Origin of the sequence: Methylobacterium sp. UNC378MF, assembly GCF_900103195.1 — a bacterium.
Lineage (GTDB): Bacteria > Pseudomonadota > Alphaproteobacteria > Rhizobiales > Beijerinckiaceae > Methylobacterium.
The window spans coordinates 66,931-82,446 of the sequence record NZ_FMWU01000025.1 but is presented as its reverse complement, the minus strand read 5'-3'; the positions used below and the strand labels follow the sequence as shown (position 1 = coordinate 82,446).

Annotated in this window: 16 protein-coding genes; 5 read left to right on the top strand and 11 right to left on the bottom strand. The window is 71.7% G+C overall.

Annotated features, from left to right (window positions below; genetic code table 11):
* Positions 1 to 602: 602 nt before the first annotated feature.
* Complete coding sequence (locus BLT59_RS23535) at positions 603 to 1,982, bottom strand: RsmB/NOP family class I SAM-dependent RNA methyltransferase (RefSeq protein ID WP_175544111.1); 1,380 nt, start codon at positions 1,980 to 1,982, stop codon at positions 603 to 605.
* 56 nt (positions 1,983 to 2,038) lie between these two features.
* Between BLT59_RS23535 and BLT59_RS23530 the strand changes: the two genes are divergently transcribed.
* On the top strand, positions 2,039 to 2,305 hold the full coding sequence (locus BLT59_RS23530; protein ID WP_091786373.1) for a DUF1674 domain-containing protein: 267 nt from the start codon (positions 2,039 to 2,041) through the stop codon (positions 2,303 to 2,305).
* A 196-nt stretch (positions 2,306 to 2,501) separates the two neighbouring features.
* On the opposite strand, the gene BLT59_RS23525 is transcribed toward BLT59_RS23530, so the two are convergent.
* Complete coding sequence (locus BLT59_RS23525; RefSeq protein ID WP_091786369.1) at positions 2,502 to 3,512, bottom strand: 2-keto-3-deoxygluconate permease; 1,011 nt, start codon at positions 3,510 to 3,512, stop codon at positions 2,502 to 2,504.
* Between the two features lie 239 nt (positions 3,513 to 3,751).
* Here BLT59_RS23525 and BLT59_RS23520 point away from each other — a divergent pair, with 239 nt between their 5' ends.
* Complete coding sequence (locus BLT59_RS23520) at positions 3,752 to 4,060, top strand: cupin domain-containing protein (RefSeq protein WP_091786366.1); 309 nt, start codon at positions 3,752 to 3,754, stop codon at positions 4,058 to 4,060.
* A 12-nt stretch (positions 4,061 to 4,072) separates the two neighbouring features.
* Here the strand turns inward: BLT59_RS23520 and BLT59_RS23515 are convergent, their stop codons facing one another.
* Together BLT59_RS23515 and bluB are read right to left on the bottom strand one after the other, a co-directional pair.
* A complete protein-coding gene (locus BLT59_RS23515) occupies positions 4,073 to 4,540 on the bottom strand; it encodes a L,D-transpeptidase (RefSeq protein WP_244514120.1) in 468 nt (155 codons plus the stop codon).
* Positions 4,541 to 4,758: 218 nt separating this feature from the next.
* Positions 4,759 to 5,397: a 5,6-dimethylbenzimidazole synthase gene (gene bluB, locus BLT59_RS23510; protein ID WP_175544110.1), complete on the bottom strand. Its 639-nt coding sequence runs from the start codon at positions 5,395 to 5,397 to the stop codon at positions 4,759 to 4,761.
* Positions 5,398 to 5,743: 346 nt separating this feature from the next.
* Between bluB and BLT59_RS23505 the strand changes: the two genes are divergently transcribed.
* Positions 5,744 to 6,118: a DUF2794 domain-containing protein gene (locus BLT59_RS23505; RefSeq protein ID WP_091786397.1), complete on the top strand. Its 375-nt coding sequence runs from the start codon at positions 5,744 to 5,746 to the stop codon at positions 6,116 to 6,118.
* A 168-nt stretch (positions 6,119 to 6,286) separates the two neighbouring features.
* On the opposite strand, the gene BLT59_RS23500 is transcribed toward BLT59_RS23505, so the two are convergent.
* The 5 genes from BLT59_RS23500 to BLT59_RS23480 all read right to left on the bottom strand — a co-directional run bounded on the left by BLT59_RS23500 (position 6,287) and on the right by BLT59_RS23480 (position 12,623).
* Entirely contained in the window at positions 6,287 to 7,180 is an 894-nt protein-coding gene (locus BLT59_RS23500) for a dihydrodipicolinate synthase family protein (protein ID WP_091786360.1), read from the bottom strand.
* A 95-nt stretch (positions 7,181 to 7,275) separates the two neighbouring features.
* Entirely contained in the window at positions 7,276 to 8,046 is a 771-nt protein-coding gene (locus BLT59_RS23495) for a Bax inhibitor-1/YccA family protein (RefSeq protein ID WP_091786357.1), read from the bottom strand.
* Positions 8,047 to 8,508: 462 nt separating this feature from the next.
* Complete coding sequence (locus BLT59_RS23490) at positions 8,509 to 9,108, bottom strand: PAS domain-containing protein (RefSeq protein ID WP_091786354.1); 600 nt, start codon at positions 9,106 to 9,108, stop codon at positions 8,509 to 8,511.
* Positions 9,109 to 9,363: 255 nt separating this feature from the next.
* The gene (locus BLT59_RS23485; protein WP_091786351.1) at positions 9,364 to 11,940 is read right to left on the bottom strand and encodes an ABC transporter permease; all 2,577 of its coding nucleotides are present in this window, start codon (positions 11,938 to 11,940) and stop codon (positions 9,364 to 9,366) included.
* Positions 11,940 to 12,623 (bottom strand): ABC transporter ATP-binding protein, encoded by a 684-nt coding sequence (locus BLT59_RS23480; protein WP_091786394.1) that lies wholly within the window; start codon positions 12,621 to 12,623, stop codon positions 11,940 to 11,942. The genes BLT59_RS23485 and BLT59_RS23480 overlap by 1 nt, the downstream gene beginning before the upstream one ends.
* A gap of 207 nt (positions 12,624 to 12,830) precedes the next feature.
* Here BLT59_RS23480 and BLT59_RS23475 point away from each other — a divergent pair, with 207 nt between their 5' ends.
* On the top strand, positions 12,831 to 13,430 hold the full coding sequence (locus BLT59_RS23475; RefSeq protein WP_091786391.1) for an arylesterase: 600 nt from the start codon (positions 12,831 to 12,833) through the stop codon (positions 13,428 to 13,430).
* The gene (thpR, locus tag BLT59_RS23470; protein WP_091786348.1) at positions 13,430 to 13,969 is read left to right on the top strand and encodes an RNA 2',3'-cyclic phosphodiesterase; all 540 of its coding nucleotides are present in this window, start codon (positions 13,430 to 13,432) and stop codon (positions 13,967 to 13,969) included. Before BLT59_RS23475 ends, thpR begins: the two co-directional genes overlap by 1 nt.
* Before the next feature lie 163 nt (positions 13,970 to 14,132).
* Here the strand turns inward: thpR and coaA are convergent, their stop codons facing one another.
* A complete protein-coding gene (gene coaA, locus BLT59_RS23465) occupies positions 14,133 to 15,122 on the bottom strand; it encodes a type I pantothenate kinase (protein ID WP_091786346.1) in 990 nt (329 codons plus the stop codon).
* Complete coding sequence (locus BLT59_RS23460) at positions 15,119 to 15,442, bottom strand: phosphoribosyl-ATP diphosphatase (protein WP_091786343.1); 324 nt, start codon at positions 15,440 to 15,442, stop codon at positions 15,119 to 15,121. Before BLT59_RS23460 ends, coaA begins: the two co-directional genes overlap by 4 nt.
* Between the last annotated feature and the right edge of the window lie 74 nt (positions 15,443 to 15,516).

The window sequence follows — 15,516 nt, the reverse complement described above, 5'->3', positions numbered from 1 at the left end:
CTCGTCGCGGTGTCTTTCGACGCCCCGGACCTGCGCCTGCCTGCCAAGCGGTCTCTGCGAGGCGCACGCACCTCCGGAACCCGCTATCAGCGCCGTGGCCTTCCAGCCGTCCCGCCTCGTCGTGGGCGGGTCCGCAGGTCGCTCAGGGTCAGCCCAGAAGCGGGTCGGCGCGGGGGCATTTCCGCACCCGCCGGGCAAAGCACCGCCCGGTCTCACGCCCGCCACCGAGACACGCCCCGTACCGGTTCGCCGCCCGGGGCGATGGCGGCTGAGAGCCACCGACGCAGGCACCGCCCTCACCCACGGACCCGCCCGGTCAGCCACCGGACGCGCCCCATGACGGACGCGCCAGGATCGCTCCCGAAGCGCCGTGGGCAGGTGCGGCTAGGAAGCACAAAATAGGAACATTGTCAAGGTGCGGGCGGTGCGACACGCGCTGTGGCCCGCCGCTTCCCGCCGTCATCCCGGGGCCGCGCCGCGTCTCCGAGATCCTGCACCGTCGTCGCCTCTGGATTGCGGGCTCGCCTGCCGCACTCCGGGATGACGGGGCGGAGGGACCGGACCGCCGGTCCGACTCCGGAAAACCCGGACTCCGTGCCCGATCACTCCGCGCGCCGGAGGCGGCTCGCGAAAAAGCCGTCGAGGCCGCCGCGGGCGCCGGGGATCTCCGGCAGGTGGCACGGCAGCGTGCGCAGGTCTCCGTTGCCGTCGATCAGCGCCTCGGCGCCGCCGACCTCTTCGGGCCGGACCGCCACCCGCGTGAACCGGGTGTCGCGGGCCAGGAAGGACCCGACCTGTGCCTCGCCCTCCTCCGGCTCCAGCGAGCAGGTGCAGTAGACGAGCAGCCCACCCGGCCGCACCAGGCCGGCCGCGTGATCGAGGAGCTTGGCCTGAAGCGCGGCGAGCCGCCCGATATCGGCCTCCACCTTGGTCCAGGCCACGTCGGGATGGCGCCGGATCGTCCCGGTGGCCGAGCACGGCGCGTCGAGCAGAACCGCGTCGTGGTCCTGCGGCGCCAGGGCGAGGGCGTCGGCGACCACGATTTCGACCGGGAAACCGAGCCGCGCGACGTTCTCGCGCAGGCGCTCCAGCCGCGGCGCGGATCGGTCGACGGCGGTGACCTGGGCGCCGGTGGCGGCGAGCTGCAGGGTCTTGCCGCCGGGCGCCGCGCAGAGGTCGAGTACGCGGGCGCCGGCCTGCGGCGCCAGGAGCCTGGCCGGCAGCGCCGCGGCGGCGTCCTGGACCCACCACGCGCCCTCCTGGAATCCGGGGAGGTCAGGGATGGCCGGGCCGTTCTCCGGCAGCCGCAGGGAGCCGGTCGGCAGCGTCACGGCGCCGAGCCGCGCGGCCCAGTCCGCGGCGTCGCCCCGCGGCGTCAGGTCGATGGCCGCCCCCGCGAGATGGGCGCGGGCGATCGCCGCCGCGCGCTCTGGTCCGTAGGCCGCGATCCAGCGGCGGGCGAGCCAGTCCGGCGTGTTGATCGCCAGCGCGTCGGCGTCGGCGGCCAGGATGGCGTCGCGCTCCCGGGCGACCCGGCGCAGCACCGCGTTGACGAGCCCGGCGAGATGGACCGTGCGGGAATCCGCCTTGGCGAGCCGCACGGCGAGGTCGACGGCGGCATGGTCGGGAACGGCGAGGTCGAGGATCTGGGCGGTCGCGGTGGCCAGCAGGGCCGTGAGCTGCGGCTTGGCCGCGGGAAGCCCGCGCTCAAGCCGCGCGGCCAGGGCGGCGCGGATCAGCCCGTAACGCCGGAAGGTCGCCACCGCGATGGCCCGCGCCAGACCGGCATCGGCCGGCGCCAGCGCCTCGGCGCGGATTGCCTGGGCGAGAACGTCGTCGAGAGCGGGGGGGCGCTCCTGGCCGATCAGGGCCGCGACCGCCTGCATGGCCGCCCGGCGCGCGCCCAGTCCCGCAATGTCCGGACCGGTGCCGCCCGGTGCCGCTGCGTTCCGCGTGTTGCGGCCTGTGTCCCGCGATGCCACTTCTGCTCCAGATCCGACGTCCTTCGGACCCACGCCCTCACACCCGAGCGAGCGCGATGCAAGAGCCGACCGCACAAGAGCCGACCGCACAAGAGCCGCACAGACAGGATCCGAACGGCCCGGAGGCCGGCGACGGCACGTCCCCGCCCCGCGCCCTCAGCCCGGCGGCGCAGCGCGCGCTCGCCGAGGCCGCGGAGCGCCGCGCGGCCATCGACGCCCGCGCCGCCGAGATCAGCGCCACGCCCGAACGCCTGGGGCGCGGCGGCCTGGAGCCGGTCCGCTACGACGACTGGGAGGTGAAGGGCCTCGCGGTCGACTTCTGAGGGGCTTGTCCGCGGGGCGTCCGGTCCCGGACGGCCCGATCCTCGCCCTCATCCGGAGATGCCGCGAAGCGGCCTCGCAGGCGGGCTCCAGGGATCACGCGGCCGGCCGGAGGCCTCCTTCGAGGCCTGCGCTGCGCTCCGGCGCCTCCGGATGGGGGTCAATGGAACGGGCCGCCGGCCGGGTTCTGCCGCGCCCCTATTCGGCCGGGACCGCCAGCGGCGTCCCGACCTCGGCCTCGGTCCGGGCCTCCGCGAGACCCGCCCCGAAGCGCCGGTACCAGAGCCCGGTCAGGATCGGCACCAGGATCGAGGTGACGATGATGCAGATCGTCACCAGCACGGTGGCGGTCTGCGCCGACGGGGCGAATTGCGGGGCGACGGCGGCGATCGCCAGCGGGTTGGCGGCGGCGGCCCCGGCGGTGGAGGAGGCCGCAAGCCCCGCCGTGCCGGTCCCGCCGCCGATCGCCCGGTCGGCCAGGATCAGCGGGATGCCGGTCAGGACGATGACCGCCAGCGCCAGCACGATGCCGAGCCCCGCGAGCGGCGAGAGCAGGTTGTTGAGATCGACCGTGTTCCCGAGCGCGAAGGCGAAGAACGGGATCATCAGCTGGCCGCCCGGCGCGAACAGGGCCCGCAGCTTCGGATCGAGGTTGCCGAGGGCGAAGCCGACCAGGAAGGGCAGCACCGCGCCCAGGAAGATCTGCGGCTCGAAATGCGCCGCCCCGGAGGCGCCGAGGATGATCATGCTCATCAGCGGGCCGGATTCGATCGAGGTCAGGATGAAGGCGCCCGCCTCCTCGCGGCTGCCGTAGGTCTGCATCAGCGAGGCGTAGAGGCCGCCATTGGTCATATCCATGGCGCAGACGATCGCCAGGATCGACAGGCCGGCGAAGAAGCCGGTCTGGATCCCTTCGGGCGGGATGAACAGCGCGGCTACCAGCACGATCGCCCAGGCGGCGACGAGCTTGGTCGCCACCAGCGTGCCGGACTTGCGCAGCACCGTCCCGGTCGCCTTCAGGCTGACCGAGGCGCCCATGCAGAAGAACCAGACCGCCAGGATCGGGATCACGCCGGTCATGATCCCCTGCGTGAAGCCCTTGAAATAGGCCGGCGCCCCCGGCGCGAAGGTCTTGCACAGGGCCCCGAGCAGGAGCGGCACCAGCATCAGGCCGCCGGGAATCCTGTCGATCGCCGCCTTGATCTGCATGGCGCGTACCCTCCCGATCCGGGTCGTCCGCCGACGCGCCGGACCCGGGCGGGGTCGCGGGCGCCGTGCCGGCCCGCGCCTCTGTCGGGCGTCTCTCGGACCGGTGCGTCATCCTGTCGGGGCGCGGCGCGGGCCGTCAAGCGGCGCGCTTGCGCCGGGCTTGCCGAACGCGCCGCGCTGTCGGGCGCGGAACGTCGAACGCCCGCGCCCGTTGGCGAGGTTCACCGGCGGAGGCGAGCATGGCGACGACGATATCGGCCCGGAGCGCGGTCGCGGGACCGCACGGCGAGATCAAGCTCGCCCGCGGCGCGCGGCTCGGCATGCGGATGTGGCGGGCCGAGGAGCCCAACGCCGACAAGCCCATGACCACCGCGGCGCACGAGACGGTCGGCTACGTCATCAGCGGCCGGGCCGAGCTCGTCCTGGACGGCGAGACCGTCCCGCTCGCCCCGGGCGATTCCTACTGCGTGCCGGCCGGCGCCGCGCACACCTACCGGATCCTGGAGACCTTCACGGCCGTCGAGGCGACCGCGCCGCCGGCCACGTGAGGCCCGCGGGCCTCAGTGGGTCATGTAGACCTGCGTCCCGACATCGACCCGCGCGTAGAGGTCGACCACGTCCTGGTTGTACATCCGGATGCAGCCATAGGACGCGTAGGTCCCCACCGAACTGGGCCGGTTGGTGCCGTGGATCGCGTACTCGCCGCCCGCGAGCGTCATCGCCGCCGCGCCCATGGGGTTGTGCGGCGAGCCGCCCGCGATGAGGTTCGGCAGGCGCGGGTTGTCGCGCTTCACCTCCGCCGGAGGGGACCAAGCCGGGGCGACGTATTTGCCGTCGATCGGCTTGGTGCCGAACCACTGCTTGCCGGGCCGGCCCACCGCCACGGGGTAGCGGATCGCCGTGCCGTCGCCGTTGACCAGATAGAGCTTGCGCTGCGACACGCTGATCACGACCGAGCCGGGCGCGACGCCGTTCTCGAAGGGCACGATCTCGCGCGCCTGCGCCGTCTGGAAACAACCGGCCAGCATCGCACCGGCCAAACCGAATAGAGCCGCTACCCGACCCGACATTACCGCGATCCCCGACAAGCAAGAGTTGACGCGGGCAAGTAATCCCCGGCCCAGCTTACCGTTCCGAGAAAAGCTATGGTTGATGCGCCGTCATGGCTCGGTTCTGCCGGGCACGGTAAAAGAGCAACCACGATTGACGGTGTACGGGCCGTTGCCGGGGCTGCCTCGATGGCCGCTCAGCGCTCGTAGAGTTCGCTGCCGCGCCGGTCCTCCGGCTGCCAGCCGTGGCGCTCCAGCTCCGGGTCGAGGTGCTCCTCCACCGGGTAGCCGACGCAGAGATAGGCCACGAGCCGCCACGTCCCCGGGACGGCCAGGATCGCCGTGACCGCGTCGGGCTCCAGGATCGAGACCCAGCCGACGCCGAGGCCGCGGGCCCGGGCGGCGAGCCAGAAGCACTGAACCGCCCCCACCACCGAGTAGGCCAGGGTCTCCGGCATGCTGGCCCGCCCGAGGCCGAGGCCGGTCTCGGTGGCGGCGTCGCAGAAGGCCGCCAGATGCACCGGCGCCTCCCGCAGGCCGGCGAGCTTCAGCCCGCGATACTGCGCGGCGCGGGCCGCCTCGTAGCCCGCGGCCGCGGCGTCGTTGCAGCCGGCAAAATTCTCCGCGACCGCGCGGCGGCGTGCCGGATCCGCGACGCGCACGAACCGCCAGGGCCGGCTGTTGCCGACCGAGGGGGCCCGGTGGGCCGCCGCGAGGCAGGCGCGCAGAGCGGCCTCGTCGACCGGATCCGTCCTGAAGCGGCGCACGTCGCGGCGCCACGCGAACAGCGTGTCGAGGTCGTGCAGGAAGGCGGCGTCGAAGGCGGGCGGGCCCATGATGCCGGTGGCATAGCCGCTTCCCCGGCCGAACGGGAAACAGAAAAAAGGCCGCCCGGAGGGGCGGCCTGAAGTCTTGGGTCTCGAAACCTCGGAGTGCCGGATCCTGGGATCCCGAACGGCGGCCGATGGCTGGGGAGCTGGGTGTCGGGCGCCGGCCGGGCAGAACCCGGCGAGGTTCGACATCTGTTGTCACGCTGCAACGCGGCCTGCAAAAGGCGTGAATTGGGCCAAATCGTGTTTTTTGTCGCTTGGCCGTGTCTCGTACGACACGGTGATCGTCACCCTTGCGGGCCGCTCCGGCGAAGCCCATCATCCGGCAAAGGGACGATGCGCGGGAGCGATGATGACCGAGAGGACGAGCGCCGGGCCGAGGCCCGACGAGGCGGCAGGCCATGTCATCCCCTTCCCTGCCCGCGCGGCCCCTCCGCAGATCGCCTTCAACCGGGACGAGCTGCGCACGATCTTCAATCTCTACGGCCGGCAGGTCGCAGCGGGCGAATGGCGCGACTACGCCCTCGATTTCCGCCGCGACAAGGCGGTGTTCTCGATCTACCGCCGCGCCTCCGAGATGCCGCTCTACCGGATCGAGAAGGATCCGAAGCTCGCCCGCCGCCAGGGCGCCTACGCGGTCATCGCGGCGAGCGGCCAGATCCTGAAGCGCGGTTCGGAACTCGCCCGGGTGATCGCCGTGCTGGAGCCGGCGCCGAAGGCGGTCTGACCGCGCCCACGCGCGATGCCCTGGGTGACGCTCCATCCCGTCATCCCGAGGCACCGCAGACGCGCCCGGGATCCAGAGCCGCCGACACGCCATCGCTCCGCACCGAAAGCGGTCCGGATTCCGGGCCCGCGCCGCGCAGCCCCGGAATGACGGCCGCGAGGCGCTCGCTCAGGACAGGGACAGGCGCCGGACGGTCCCGGCGATCTCGGCCACCACCTCCGGCGCCAGCGGGCAAATCGGCCGCGGCGGCTCGGCGCGGCACAGGCCCATGAGATCGGCCAGGGCGTAGACCACCCGAAGGCTGGAATAAGTCCGGAACAGCGTCCAGAGGGGCTCCAGCTCCGCGTTGAGGGCGCGGGCCCGCTCCGTCTCGCCCGCCACGACGGCCCGGACGATCGCCAGGCAGGTCCGCGGAAACAAGCCGCCCGCAACGCTGAACCACGCCGCGCCGCCGGCGATCAGCGACTCGGTCACGTTCCAATCGCCGCTGAAGCCGATCGGGAACCCCGCCGGAACGGCCGCGCGCAGGGCCGCCACACCCGAGCCGGCGGCCGCCGGCTCCGGCGCGGCGCATTTGGCCGCCACGATCCCGGGATGGCGGGCGATCCGGCCGATCAGCGCCGGCGTGAAGCGGAAATGCGTGGTCGCGGGGTTGTCGTAGAGGACGAGCGGCAAGCCGCCCTCCTCCGCGACCGCCGCGAAATGCGCCTCGACCTCGGCCTCGGTGAGCGGTGTGTAGGAGACGGGGGCGAGGAGCCCGGCATCCGCGCCGGCCGCCCGCGCGTCCTGCGCGAGGCGGACCGCCTCGTCGGTGCGCAGGGCGCCGATCCCGACGAGGAGCGGCACCCGCCCGCCCACGGCCTCGGCGGCGATCGCGACCGCCCGGCGCCGCTCGTCCCGGCTCAGATACGCGTAGGTTCCGGTGCTGCCGAGCAGGCCGATCGAATCGACGCCGGCGGCCGCGAGCGGCTCCAGCAACCGGCGCAGGCCATCGGAATCGACCCGGCCGTCGGCGTCGCTCGGAGTGATCGGGAAGGCGGAGAGACCGGAAATCGCGGGCATGGCCGCAGCCTAGCGGATCCGGCTGCCGCGGCCAGGCAAAAAAAACCCCGGCGGTTTCCCGCCGGGGTCTCCTCGGTCCCGGTTTTCAGGCTGGCTTAGCGGCGGTCGCCGATCAGGCTCAGCAGGAACTGGAACATGTTGATGAAGTCGAGATAGAGCGTCAGGGCGCCGTTCACCGACATCTTGGCCGCCATCTCGCCGTCGAAGCCGCCGTAGAGATACATCTCCTTGAGCTTCTGCGTGTCGTAGGCGGTCAGCCCCGCGAAGATCAGCACGCCCAGCACCGAGATGGCGAACTGGAGGGCCGACGAGGCGAAGAAGATGTTCACCAGCGACGCGAGGATGATGCCGATCAGGCCCATCATCAGGAACGAGCCCATGCCCGAGAGGCTGCGCCGGGTGGTGTAGCCCCAGAGGCTGAGCGAGCCGAAGGCCGCCGCCGTGATGAAGAACACCTGCACCACGCTGCCCCCGGTGAACACCAGGAGAAGCGAGGACATCGACGCGCCCATCACCGCCGCGAAGGCCCAGAACATCGTCCGAGCGGAGGAGGCCGACATCCGGTCCATCCGCATGGAGAAGACGAAGATGAACGCCAGCGGGGCGAGCATCAGGACCCACTTGAGCGGGCTGAGATAGAGGGTCTGACCGAAGGGGGTCAGGATCGGGCGGGTGCCCTGGTAGGCCGCCACGGAGGCCATGTTCAGGCCGAGCGCGACGAGACCGGAGATGCCGAGCCCGACGACCATGTTGTTGTAGACGCCGAGCATGAAGGTGCGCAGACCCTGGTCGACTTCGACCTGGGTGCCGGCGTAGCCGGTCGGCTGCTGGGCGCCGTACCGGAAGGGGCTATTCTCGAATGCCATGGGAGTTTCCTTGCGGAGGCTCTCTCAGCGTGGTGTTCGGGCGAGGCCCACGCAGGACCTCTGGCGCCAGGCTGGCGCCTCGGTCAGGAATATGTTGCGCCTGCCGCCCCGACACAAGTCCCCGGCCACGGTTGCAGCGCAGGTTTTGCATGTCCGGAGGATGTATTTTTGTCCATCCGGGCAGGGATTAAAATGCATTCCGCGCCGGGGGCGGGCCGTTCGACTGACGGTTGCCGGGATGCAGCCGCTTCGATGACCCCGCGCGAAGTCTTAACAGCTTCCTTATGCCCCGCGCGAACGCGCACCCGCCGCTTTTTCCCAGGTCGGGCCGGTCATGAGCGGCGGGCTCGTGCTTGTGCGAGGTGGGAAAAATCCTCTGACCTCGGGCGTCCGGCCCATGGGATCCCGGCCTTCCGCGACGGGACGCGGCACGGGTGCGGCGGCTGAGCTGCGGCTGGCCGCTCAGTGGATGGTCCCACGCATCGCCCTGTGGGCGAGCGCGCGGCCCAGGCCCAGGAGCATCAGCTCGGCGGCGGCACGCACCTCCGCGGGCATGTCGTCGGTGATCGTCTCCTTGAGCGCGATCGCGAGGTCGGCCGCGCGCTCCAGGGGATCGCCGCCCGCCAGAGGCTTGCCGAGCACGTAGCGGTCGCCGCCGTCCCGGATCTCCGTGATGTCCATCAGGATGCCATGCGAGCGCAGCGGCTGGCCGTCTTGGTCCCGATGGGTCCGGCCGCGGCTCAGGAGCCAGCGCACGGCGCCGTCCGCCTTGAACACGCGGTACTCGGCCAGCACCAGACCGCCGGACCAGACGGCCCGCAGCATGTGGTCCATCAGCCACGTCATGTCGTCCGGATGCACCGCAGCCAGAGCTATCGGCCCGCTGATCGGACGGTCGGCGAGTTCAGGGTTGCCGGTCAGCAACCGGGCCGCGCCCGCATCGTAGACGACGACGCCACCGACATGATCCCACTCCCAGGCGCCGACAACGCAAGAGGCTTCGAGAGCCGCACGGAGACGGTCGACGTCCTCCGCGTAGCCATCGATGACGTTGATGCGCATGGCGGATGGTCCTCCCGGCTCGTCGAAAATTTGAATATCGTTCTCCGTACCGACATCGCGGCAGAATGACAAAGAGTTCACTTGCGAATAGCCGTGCAGCCACGCGCTCTTTGTCAGGGCTGGGAAATTATCCTCGGGATCGAGAGGTTCGACGAACCGACATCGATGAGACCGCGCTCGAATCTCTGCGCAGGATTGAGCGGTTGAGAGCTGACTCGTCGTCTGCGCGCGAATTCAATGAATTGGCGGCGTCCTTCAGATCTGCCGCAGATACGGGGCGGGCTTCTGCCCCAGGATCCGCCACGTGCCGACGAGGCCCAGCAGGATCGCCAGGGCCACCGCGGCCACGGCCGCGACCAGCGCGCCCGACAGGTCGAGGCGGAAGTCGAGGTGCATGACCTTGGCGACGATCACCCAGCCGGCGAGCGACCCGGCGATGAGGCCGAACAGGGCCGTGGCGAGGCCCAGGGCAGCGTATTCGAGGGCGTAGGCGGTGAGCAGCCGCGCGCGGCTCGCGCCCAGGACCTTGAGCACCACGGCGTCGTAGAGCCGCGCCCGGTGGCCGGCCGCGATGGCGCCGGCCAGGACGAACAGGCTCGCCAGCACCGCGACCGCGCTCGCCCCGCGAATCGCCATGACAAGGCGACCGACGAGGTCGCCGATCGCGTCCAGCGCGTCCTTGACGCGCACGGCGCTCACCGACGGGAAGGTCTTCGCGACGTCGCGCAGGATGTGGTTCTCGGTGGCCGCGTCGGTGCCGCCGGGCAGCGTCAGCGTGGCGAGGTCGGAATGCGGCGCGCCCCGGAAGGTGCCGGGCGAGAACACCATCACGAAGTTGATGCCGAGGTTGCGCCACTCGACCCGGCGCAGGTTGAAGATCGTCGCGGTGAGGTCGCGGCCGAGCACGTTCACCGTCACGGTGTCGCCGAGCTTGAGGCCGAGCTGGCGGGCGAGGTCCGCCTCGAAGGAGACCAGCGGCTTTGCGCCCTGCTCGGCGCTCCACCACGCGCCCTCGGTCAGGCTCGATCCGTCCGGTACCGTGTCGGCGTAGGTGATGCCCCGGTCGCCGTCGAGCACCCAGGCGGCGTCCTCCGGCGGTCGGATCTTGCTCGCCGGCACGCCGTTCAGGGCAACGATCCGGCCGCGCATCATCGGCACGTCCTCGACCTTCCCGTTCGGCGCGGAGCGCGCCAGGAAGTCCCGGAACGCACCCGCATCCCGGGACGGGATGTCGAGGAAGAACAGGTTCGGCGCCCGCGCCGGCAGGGTCGCGCTGATCGTGCGGCGGACATTGGCGTCGATCAGGCTGAGCGTCACGAGGAGCGTCACGCCGAGGCCGAGCGACAGGACGATGGCGGGGGTGAGCGCCCCGGGCCGGTGCAGGTTGGCGAGCGCCATCCGGGGCGCCGGCCAGCGCGGGTGCGGCAGGCGCCGGGCGAGCGCCATCAGGCCGAGCGCCACCCCATTCAGCAGGCCGAACGCGATGGCGGCGGCCGCGATGAAGATCAGCGCCACGCGCCGGTCGAAGGCGGTCGCCACCGACAGGCCGACCAGGGCCGCGAGGCTCAGGCCCAGCCAGATCCGGTAGCGCCAGCGCGGGCTGACGCGGGCCGGGTCGACCGTGTCGCGGAACAGCCCGGAGACCGGCACGTCGTGGGCGCGGCCGAGCGGCGTGATCGCGAACGCCAAGGCGGTGATCAGCCCGTAGGCGGCGGCGAGCGCGAGTTCCCCCGGGGCGAGCGTCGGGTTCAGTGGCAGCGGCAGATCGGCGGAGAACAGCGCGTCGAGGAGGAAGGGCAGGCTCGCGCCAATCGCGAGGCCGATGAGGGTGCCCAGCCCGGCGATGAGCATCACCTGCGTCAGGTAGAGCGCGACCACCTGCGAGCCCGGCGCGCCGACGCTCTTGAGGGTCGCGATCGAGGGCCGCTTGCGCTCCACGAAGGCATGGACGGCATTGCCGACCCCGACGCCGCCGACGATCAGCGCGGTGAGTCCCACCAGGGTCAGGAACTGCGTGAAGCGCTCGATGCTCTTGGAAAAGCGCGGATCGGCATTGGTGCGCGAGCGGATCTCCCAGCCGGCCTCCGGAGTCGCGGCGCGGATCCGACCCTGCGCCGCGTCGAGATCGGCATCCGGCGCGCCGGGCGGCAGGATGAGGCGGTAGCTCCAGCGGTTGAGGCTTCCGGGCTGGACGAGGCCGGTGGCCCGGAGCGTCGGCTCGGCGATCATCAGCCGCGGCCCGAAGCCGATGCCGCCGGCGATCTTGTCGGGCTCCGACACGATCGTGCCGCGGAGCGCCACATCGTGCCCGGCAAGCGCGATCCGGTCGCCGACCTTGACGTCGAGGCGGGTGAGCAGAGCCGGATCGGCGAGTGCTCCCGGCACCCCGTCCCGCTCCGCCAGCAGATCGGCGAGGCGGCCCGGCGGGTCGGTGGCGATCTCGCCCGCGGCCGGGTAGGTGGCCGGGTCGACGGCCTTCAGCTCGACCAGGGCCGCATCGCCGCTCGGCGCCACCGCCATGGCGCGCAGGGAGGCGACGACGTCGAGGCGGCCTTCGCGCGCGAGGGCCTGCTTCTCCGCGTCGGTCGCCTCGCGGTTGATCAGGTTGTAGGCGAGGTCGCCCCCGAGGATCCGGCGGCCCTCGCGGCCGAGCCCGTCCGAGAGCGAGCGCGAGATCGAAGCCACCCCCGCGATGGCCGTGACGCCCAACGCGATGCAGGCGAGGAACACCGCGAAGCCGGTGAGGCCGGCGCGCAGCTCACGCCAAGCGAGGCGCAGGGTGAGCGGGATGCGCCGGGGCGCGGGGTCGGGGCGGGTGAGCGTGCCGTGCATCAGGCGGTCACCGCCTCCTCGATCCGCCCGGAACGCAGGCGCACGGTGCGGTCGCACAGGCGCGCGAGGCCGTTATCGTGGGTCACGAGGACCAGTGTCGCGCCGCGGTCACGCTTCAGCCGGAACAGGAGGTCGACGATCTGGCGGCCGGTGGCCTCGTCGAGGTTGCCGGTGGGCTCGTCGGCCACCAGGATCGCCGGATCGGGGGCGACCGCGCGGGCGATGGCGACGCGCTGCTGCTCGCCGCCGGAGAGCTGCGCCGGGTAATGGTGCAGCCGGTGTCCGAGGCCGACCGCCTCCAGCTCGGTCCGGGCCCGGTCCAGGGCGCCGGGCCGGTCGGCGAGTTCGAGCGGCAGGGCCACGTTCTCCAGGGCCGTCATGGTCGGCACGAGGTGGAAGGCCTGGAACACGATGCCGATCCGCCGGCCCCGGAACCGGGCGAGCGCGTCCTCGTCGAGGCGGACGAGGTCGGTGTCCTCGATGACGACGCCGCCGGAATCGGGCCGCTCCAACCCGGCCATGACCATCAGCAGCGTCGACTTGCCGGAGCCGGACGGGCCGACGAGGCCCACCGCCTCGCCGCGGTCGACGCTGAGCGAGATGCCGCGCAGGACGTGGACGCGGGCGGCGCCGCGTCCGAGGCTGAGATCGATGTTCGACAGCGCGATCGCGGGCTCGCGCAGCACCTTGCCTTGGCTCACCGGCGAGCCGATCTGTGGGCGATGACGAGCATGGCGCGCGAGGTCCTCGGTTGGCTTCGATCTTGGCTGTACGGGCCGCGGGTGCACCGCGATATGGGTTTTGCATTGGGGCCGCGCCATGACGAAGGCGGTGTGTTCCGGCGCACGGCCCTGTTTGCCGCAGCGCTCGCGTTCCTGATGGTCCCTTTCATGACAGATGCGCAGGCCGCCTCGGGCGGCCCGATCAAGCTCGTCGCCCTCGGCGACAGCCTGACCGCCGGCTACCGCCTGCCGGCCGACGCGGCCTTGCCGTCCGTGCTTGAGCGCCTGCTCAAGGCCAAGGGCGCGGACGTGACGGTGGCCAATGCCGGCGTCTCCGGCGACACCGCCACCGGCGGCCTCGACCGGGTCGATTGGTCGGTGCCGGACGGGACCGCCGGCGTGATCCTCGAACTCGGCGCCAACGACATGCTGCGCGGCACCGACCCGAAGGTCACCGAGGGCGCGCTGTCGGCGATCATCGAGCGGCTGAAGGCGCGGGGCATCCCGATCCTGCTGGCCGGCATGCAGGCCGCCCCCAATCTCGGGCCGGACTACAAGGCCCGGTTCGACGCGATCTACCCGGCGCTGGCCGAGCGCTACGGCCTGACCCTCTACCCGTTCTTCCTCGACGGGATCATCGGCGACCGGGCGCAGCACCTCGACGACATGCTGCACCCGAACCGGCAGGGCGTAGAGACCATCGCGGCCCGGATGCTGCCGACCGTGATGCGCTTCCTGGACGGCCTCCGCCAGGGCGCGACGCGATAATGCCGCGGCTGTTCACCGGGCTCGCCGTGCCGCAAGCGGTCGCCGACGCGCTCAGGGCCTGGCAGGGCGGCCTGCCGGGGGCCCGCTGGATCGAGCCCGGCGACTTCCACGTGACCCTGCGGTTCCTCGGCGACGTCGAGGCGACGGTGGCCGACGACGTCGTCGAGGCCCTGTCGGGGATGCGGGCGCGCCCTGCCCTGACCGTGACGCTCGACGGCCTCGGCATCTTCGGCGGCGACCGGCCGCGGGCGCTCTACGCCGCGGTGGTTCCCGAGGCGGAGCTGCTGGATCTCCAGGCCGAGCAGGAGCGGCTCGTGCGCCGCGCCGGGGTCGAGCCGGAACGGCGGAAATTCACCCCGCACGTGACCCTGGCCCGACTGCGGCGCGACGCCACGCCGGAAGCGACCGCGATGTACCTGTCGCAGGCGCCGGTCTTCGCGCCGCTGACCTACACGTTGGACCGGGTGACGCTGTTCTCGGCGCGGGACTCCACCGGCGGCGGGCCGTATGTGGCGGAGGCGGAGTTCCCGTTCGCGTGATGCGCCTGGGCTCGGTCGTTCACGTCCTTGCGAGCGAAGCGAAGCAATCCAGGGTCGGCGACATGCCCCCGAACGTCGCGCTGCCCTGGGTCACTTCGCTTCGCTCGTGATGACGGAGGTTCGGTCTTCATGCGAGCCGATCACGCGATCGTCTCGCATCGGTTCACAACCGCCGCAACGCCACGCTCTCGATCCGGTGGCTCGCGCCCTTGGTGAGGATCAGGCTCGCCCGTTGGCGAGTCGGGACGATGTTCTCGCGCAGGTTCGGCAGGTTGATCGTCGTCCAGAGCCGGTCGGCGATGTCGAGCGCCTCGGTCTCGGGAATCCCGGCATATTTCCGGAAGTAGGAGCGCGGGTCGCGGAATGCCGTCTGCCGCAGCTTCATGAAGCGCGTGACGTACCAGCGGTGCAGGTCGTCCTCGTGGCCGTCGAGATAGATCGAGAAGTCGAAGAAATCGGACACGAACGGAATCGCGGTGCCGTCGCGCGGCAGGCGGGCGGGCTGGAGCACGTTCAGGCCCTCGACGATCAGGATGTCGGGGCTCTCCACCACCCGCTCCTCCCCGGGCACGCGGTCGTAGACGAGGTGCGAGTAGAGCGGCGCGGTCACGCGCTTGTGTCCGGCCTTCACGTCGTGGAGGAAGCGCAGCAGCGCGGCGGTGTCGTAGCTCTCGGGAAACCCTTTCCGCTCCATCAGCCCGTTGGCGGCGAGCTCGGCGTTGGGCAGCAGGAAGCCGTCGGTGGTGACGAGGTCGACCTTCGGGGTGTTGGGCCAGCGCGCGAGCAGCGCCGTCAGGATGCGGGCCGTGGTGGACTTGCCCACCGCCACCGATCCGGCGAGCCCGATGATGTAGGGCGCCTTGGTCTCGCGCTCGGCCAGCAGGAAGCGCTGCGTCGCCTTGAACAGGCCCTGGGTCGCCGCGACGTAGAGGGCGAGCAGGCGCGACAGCGGCAGGTAGATCGCCTCAACCTCCTCCACCGAGATCGGGTCGTTGATCGATTGCAGCCGCTCGAGATCCTCCTGCTTGAGGGTGAGCGGCGTGTCGGCGCGGAGCTGCGCCCATTCCTCGCGGCTGAAGCGGCGATAGGGCGAGAGCCGGTCCGACGCTTCGAGGATCGCCTCGACCGAGCCCGGCAGCGCGGCCGCGTTCACGCGTGGCGCCTCGCGGCCTTCTCGGCGATGCCGCTCTGGGCAGTGCGGCGCTCCAGCTCGGCCATGACGGCGTCGAGCTCGACCCCGCCAGCCCGAAGCAGCACGATGAGATGGTAGAGCACGTCGGCGGCCTCGTTCCGCAGGCCGGTCTTGTCGCCCTGCACGGCCGCGATTGCGGCCTCCACCGCCTCCTCGCCGAGCTTCTTGGCCGCCTTGGCGGGGCCTTCGGACAGGAGCTTGGCCGTGTACGAAGTGGCGGGATCGGTCCCGGCACGGCTCGCCACGAGGGCGGCGAGGTCGGCGAGCGTGTAGGCGGTCATGAAGCGATCTGCATGTTACGACGGCCCTTTATACGGATCAGGACCGGATTTCGGCAGGAAACTGCGCCACGGCC

What these genes read in the sequence shown, in the direction of transcription:
- BLT59_RS23530 (WP_091786373.1), top strand. Translation starts at nt 2,039, where the DNA reads ATGCAAGAGCCGACCGCACAAGAGCCGACCGCACAAGAGCCGCACAGA.
- BLT59_RS23525 (WP_091786369.1), bottom strand. Translation starts at nt 3,512, where the DNA reads ATGCAGATCAAGGCGGCGATCGACAGGATTCCCGGCGGCCTGATGCTG.
- BLT59_RS23520 (WP_091786366.1), top strand. Translation starts at nt 3,752, where the DNA reads ATGGCGACGACGATATCGGCCCGGAGCGCGGTCGCGGGACCGCACGGC.
- BLT59_RS23515 (WP_244514120.1), bottom strand. Translation starts at nt 4,540, where the DNA reads ATGCTGGCCGGTTGTTTCCAGACGGCGCAGGCGCGCGAGATCGTGCCC.
- bluB (WP_175544110.1), bottom strand. Translation starts at nt 5,397, where the DNA reads ATGGGCCCGCCCGCCTTCGACGCCGCCTTCCTGCACGACCTCGACACG.
- BLT59_RS23505 (WP_091786397.1), top strand. Translation starts at nt 5,744, where the DNA reads ATGACCGAGAGGACGAGCGCCGGGCCGAGGCCCGACGAGGCGGCAGGC.
- BLT59_RS23500 (WP_091786360.1), bottom strand. Translation starts at nt 7,180, where the DNA reads ATGCCCGCGATTTCCGGTCTCTCCGCCTTCCCGATCACTCCGAGCGAC.
- BLT59_RS23495 (WP_091786357.1), bottom strand. Translation starts at nt 8,046, where the DNA reads ATGGCATTCGAGAATAGCCCCTTCCGGTACGGCGCCCAGCAGCCGACC.
- BLT59_RS23490 (WP_091786354.1), bottom strand. Translation starts at nt 9,108, where the DNA reads ATGCGCATCAACGTCATCGATGGCTACGCGGAGGACGTCGACCGTCTC.
- BLT59_RS23485 (WP_091786351.1), bottom strand. Translation starts at nt 11,940, where the DNA reads ATGCACGGCACGCTCACCCGCCCCGACCCCGCGCCCCGGCGCATCCCG.
- BLT59_RS23475 (WP_091786391.1), top strand. Translation starts at nt 12,831, where the DNA reads ATGACAGATGCGCAGGCCGCCTCGGGCGGCCCGATCAAGCTCGTCGCC.
- thpR (WP_091786348.1), top strand. Translation starts at nt 13,430, where the DNA reads ATGCCGCGGCTGTTCACCGGGCTCGCCGTGCCGCAAGCGGTCGCCGAC.
- BLT59_RS23460 (WP_091786343.1), bottom strand. Translation starts at nt 15,442, where the DNA reads ATGACCGCCTACACGCTCGCCGACCTCGCCGCCCTCGTGGCGAGCCGT.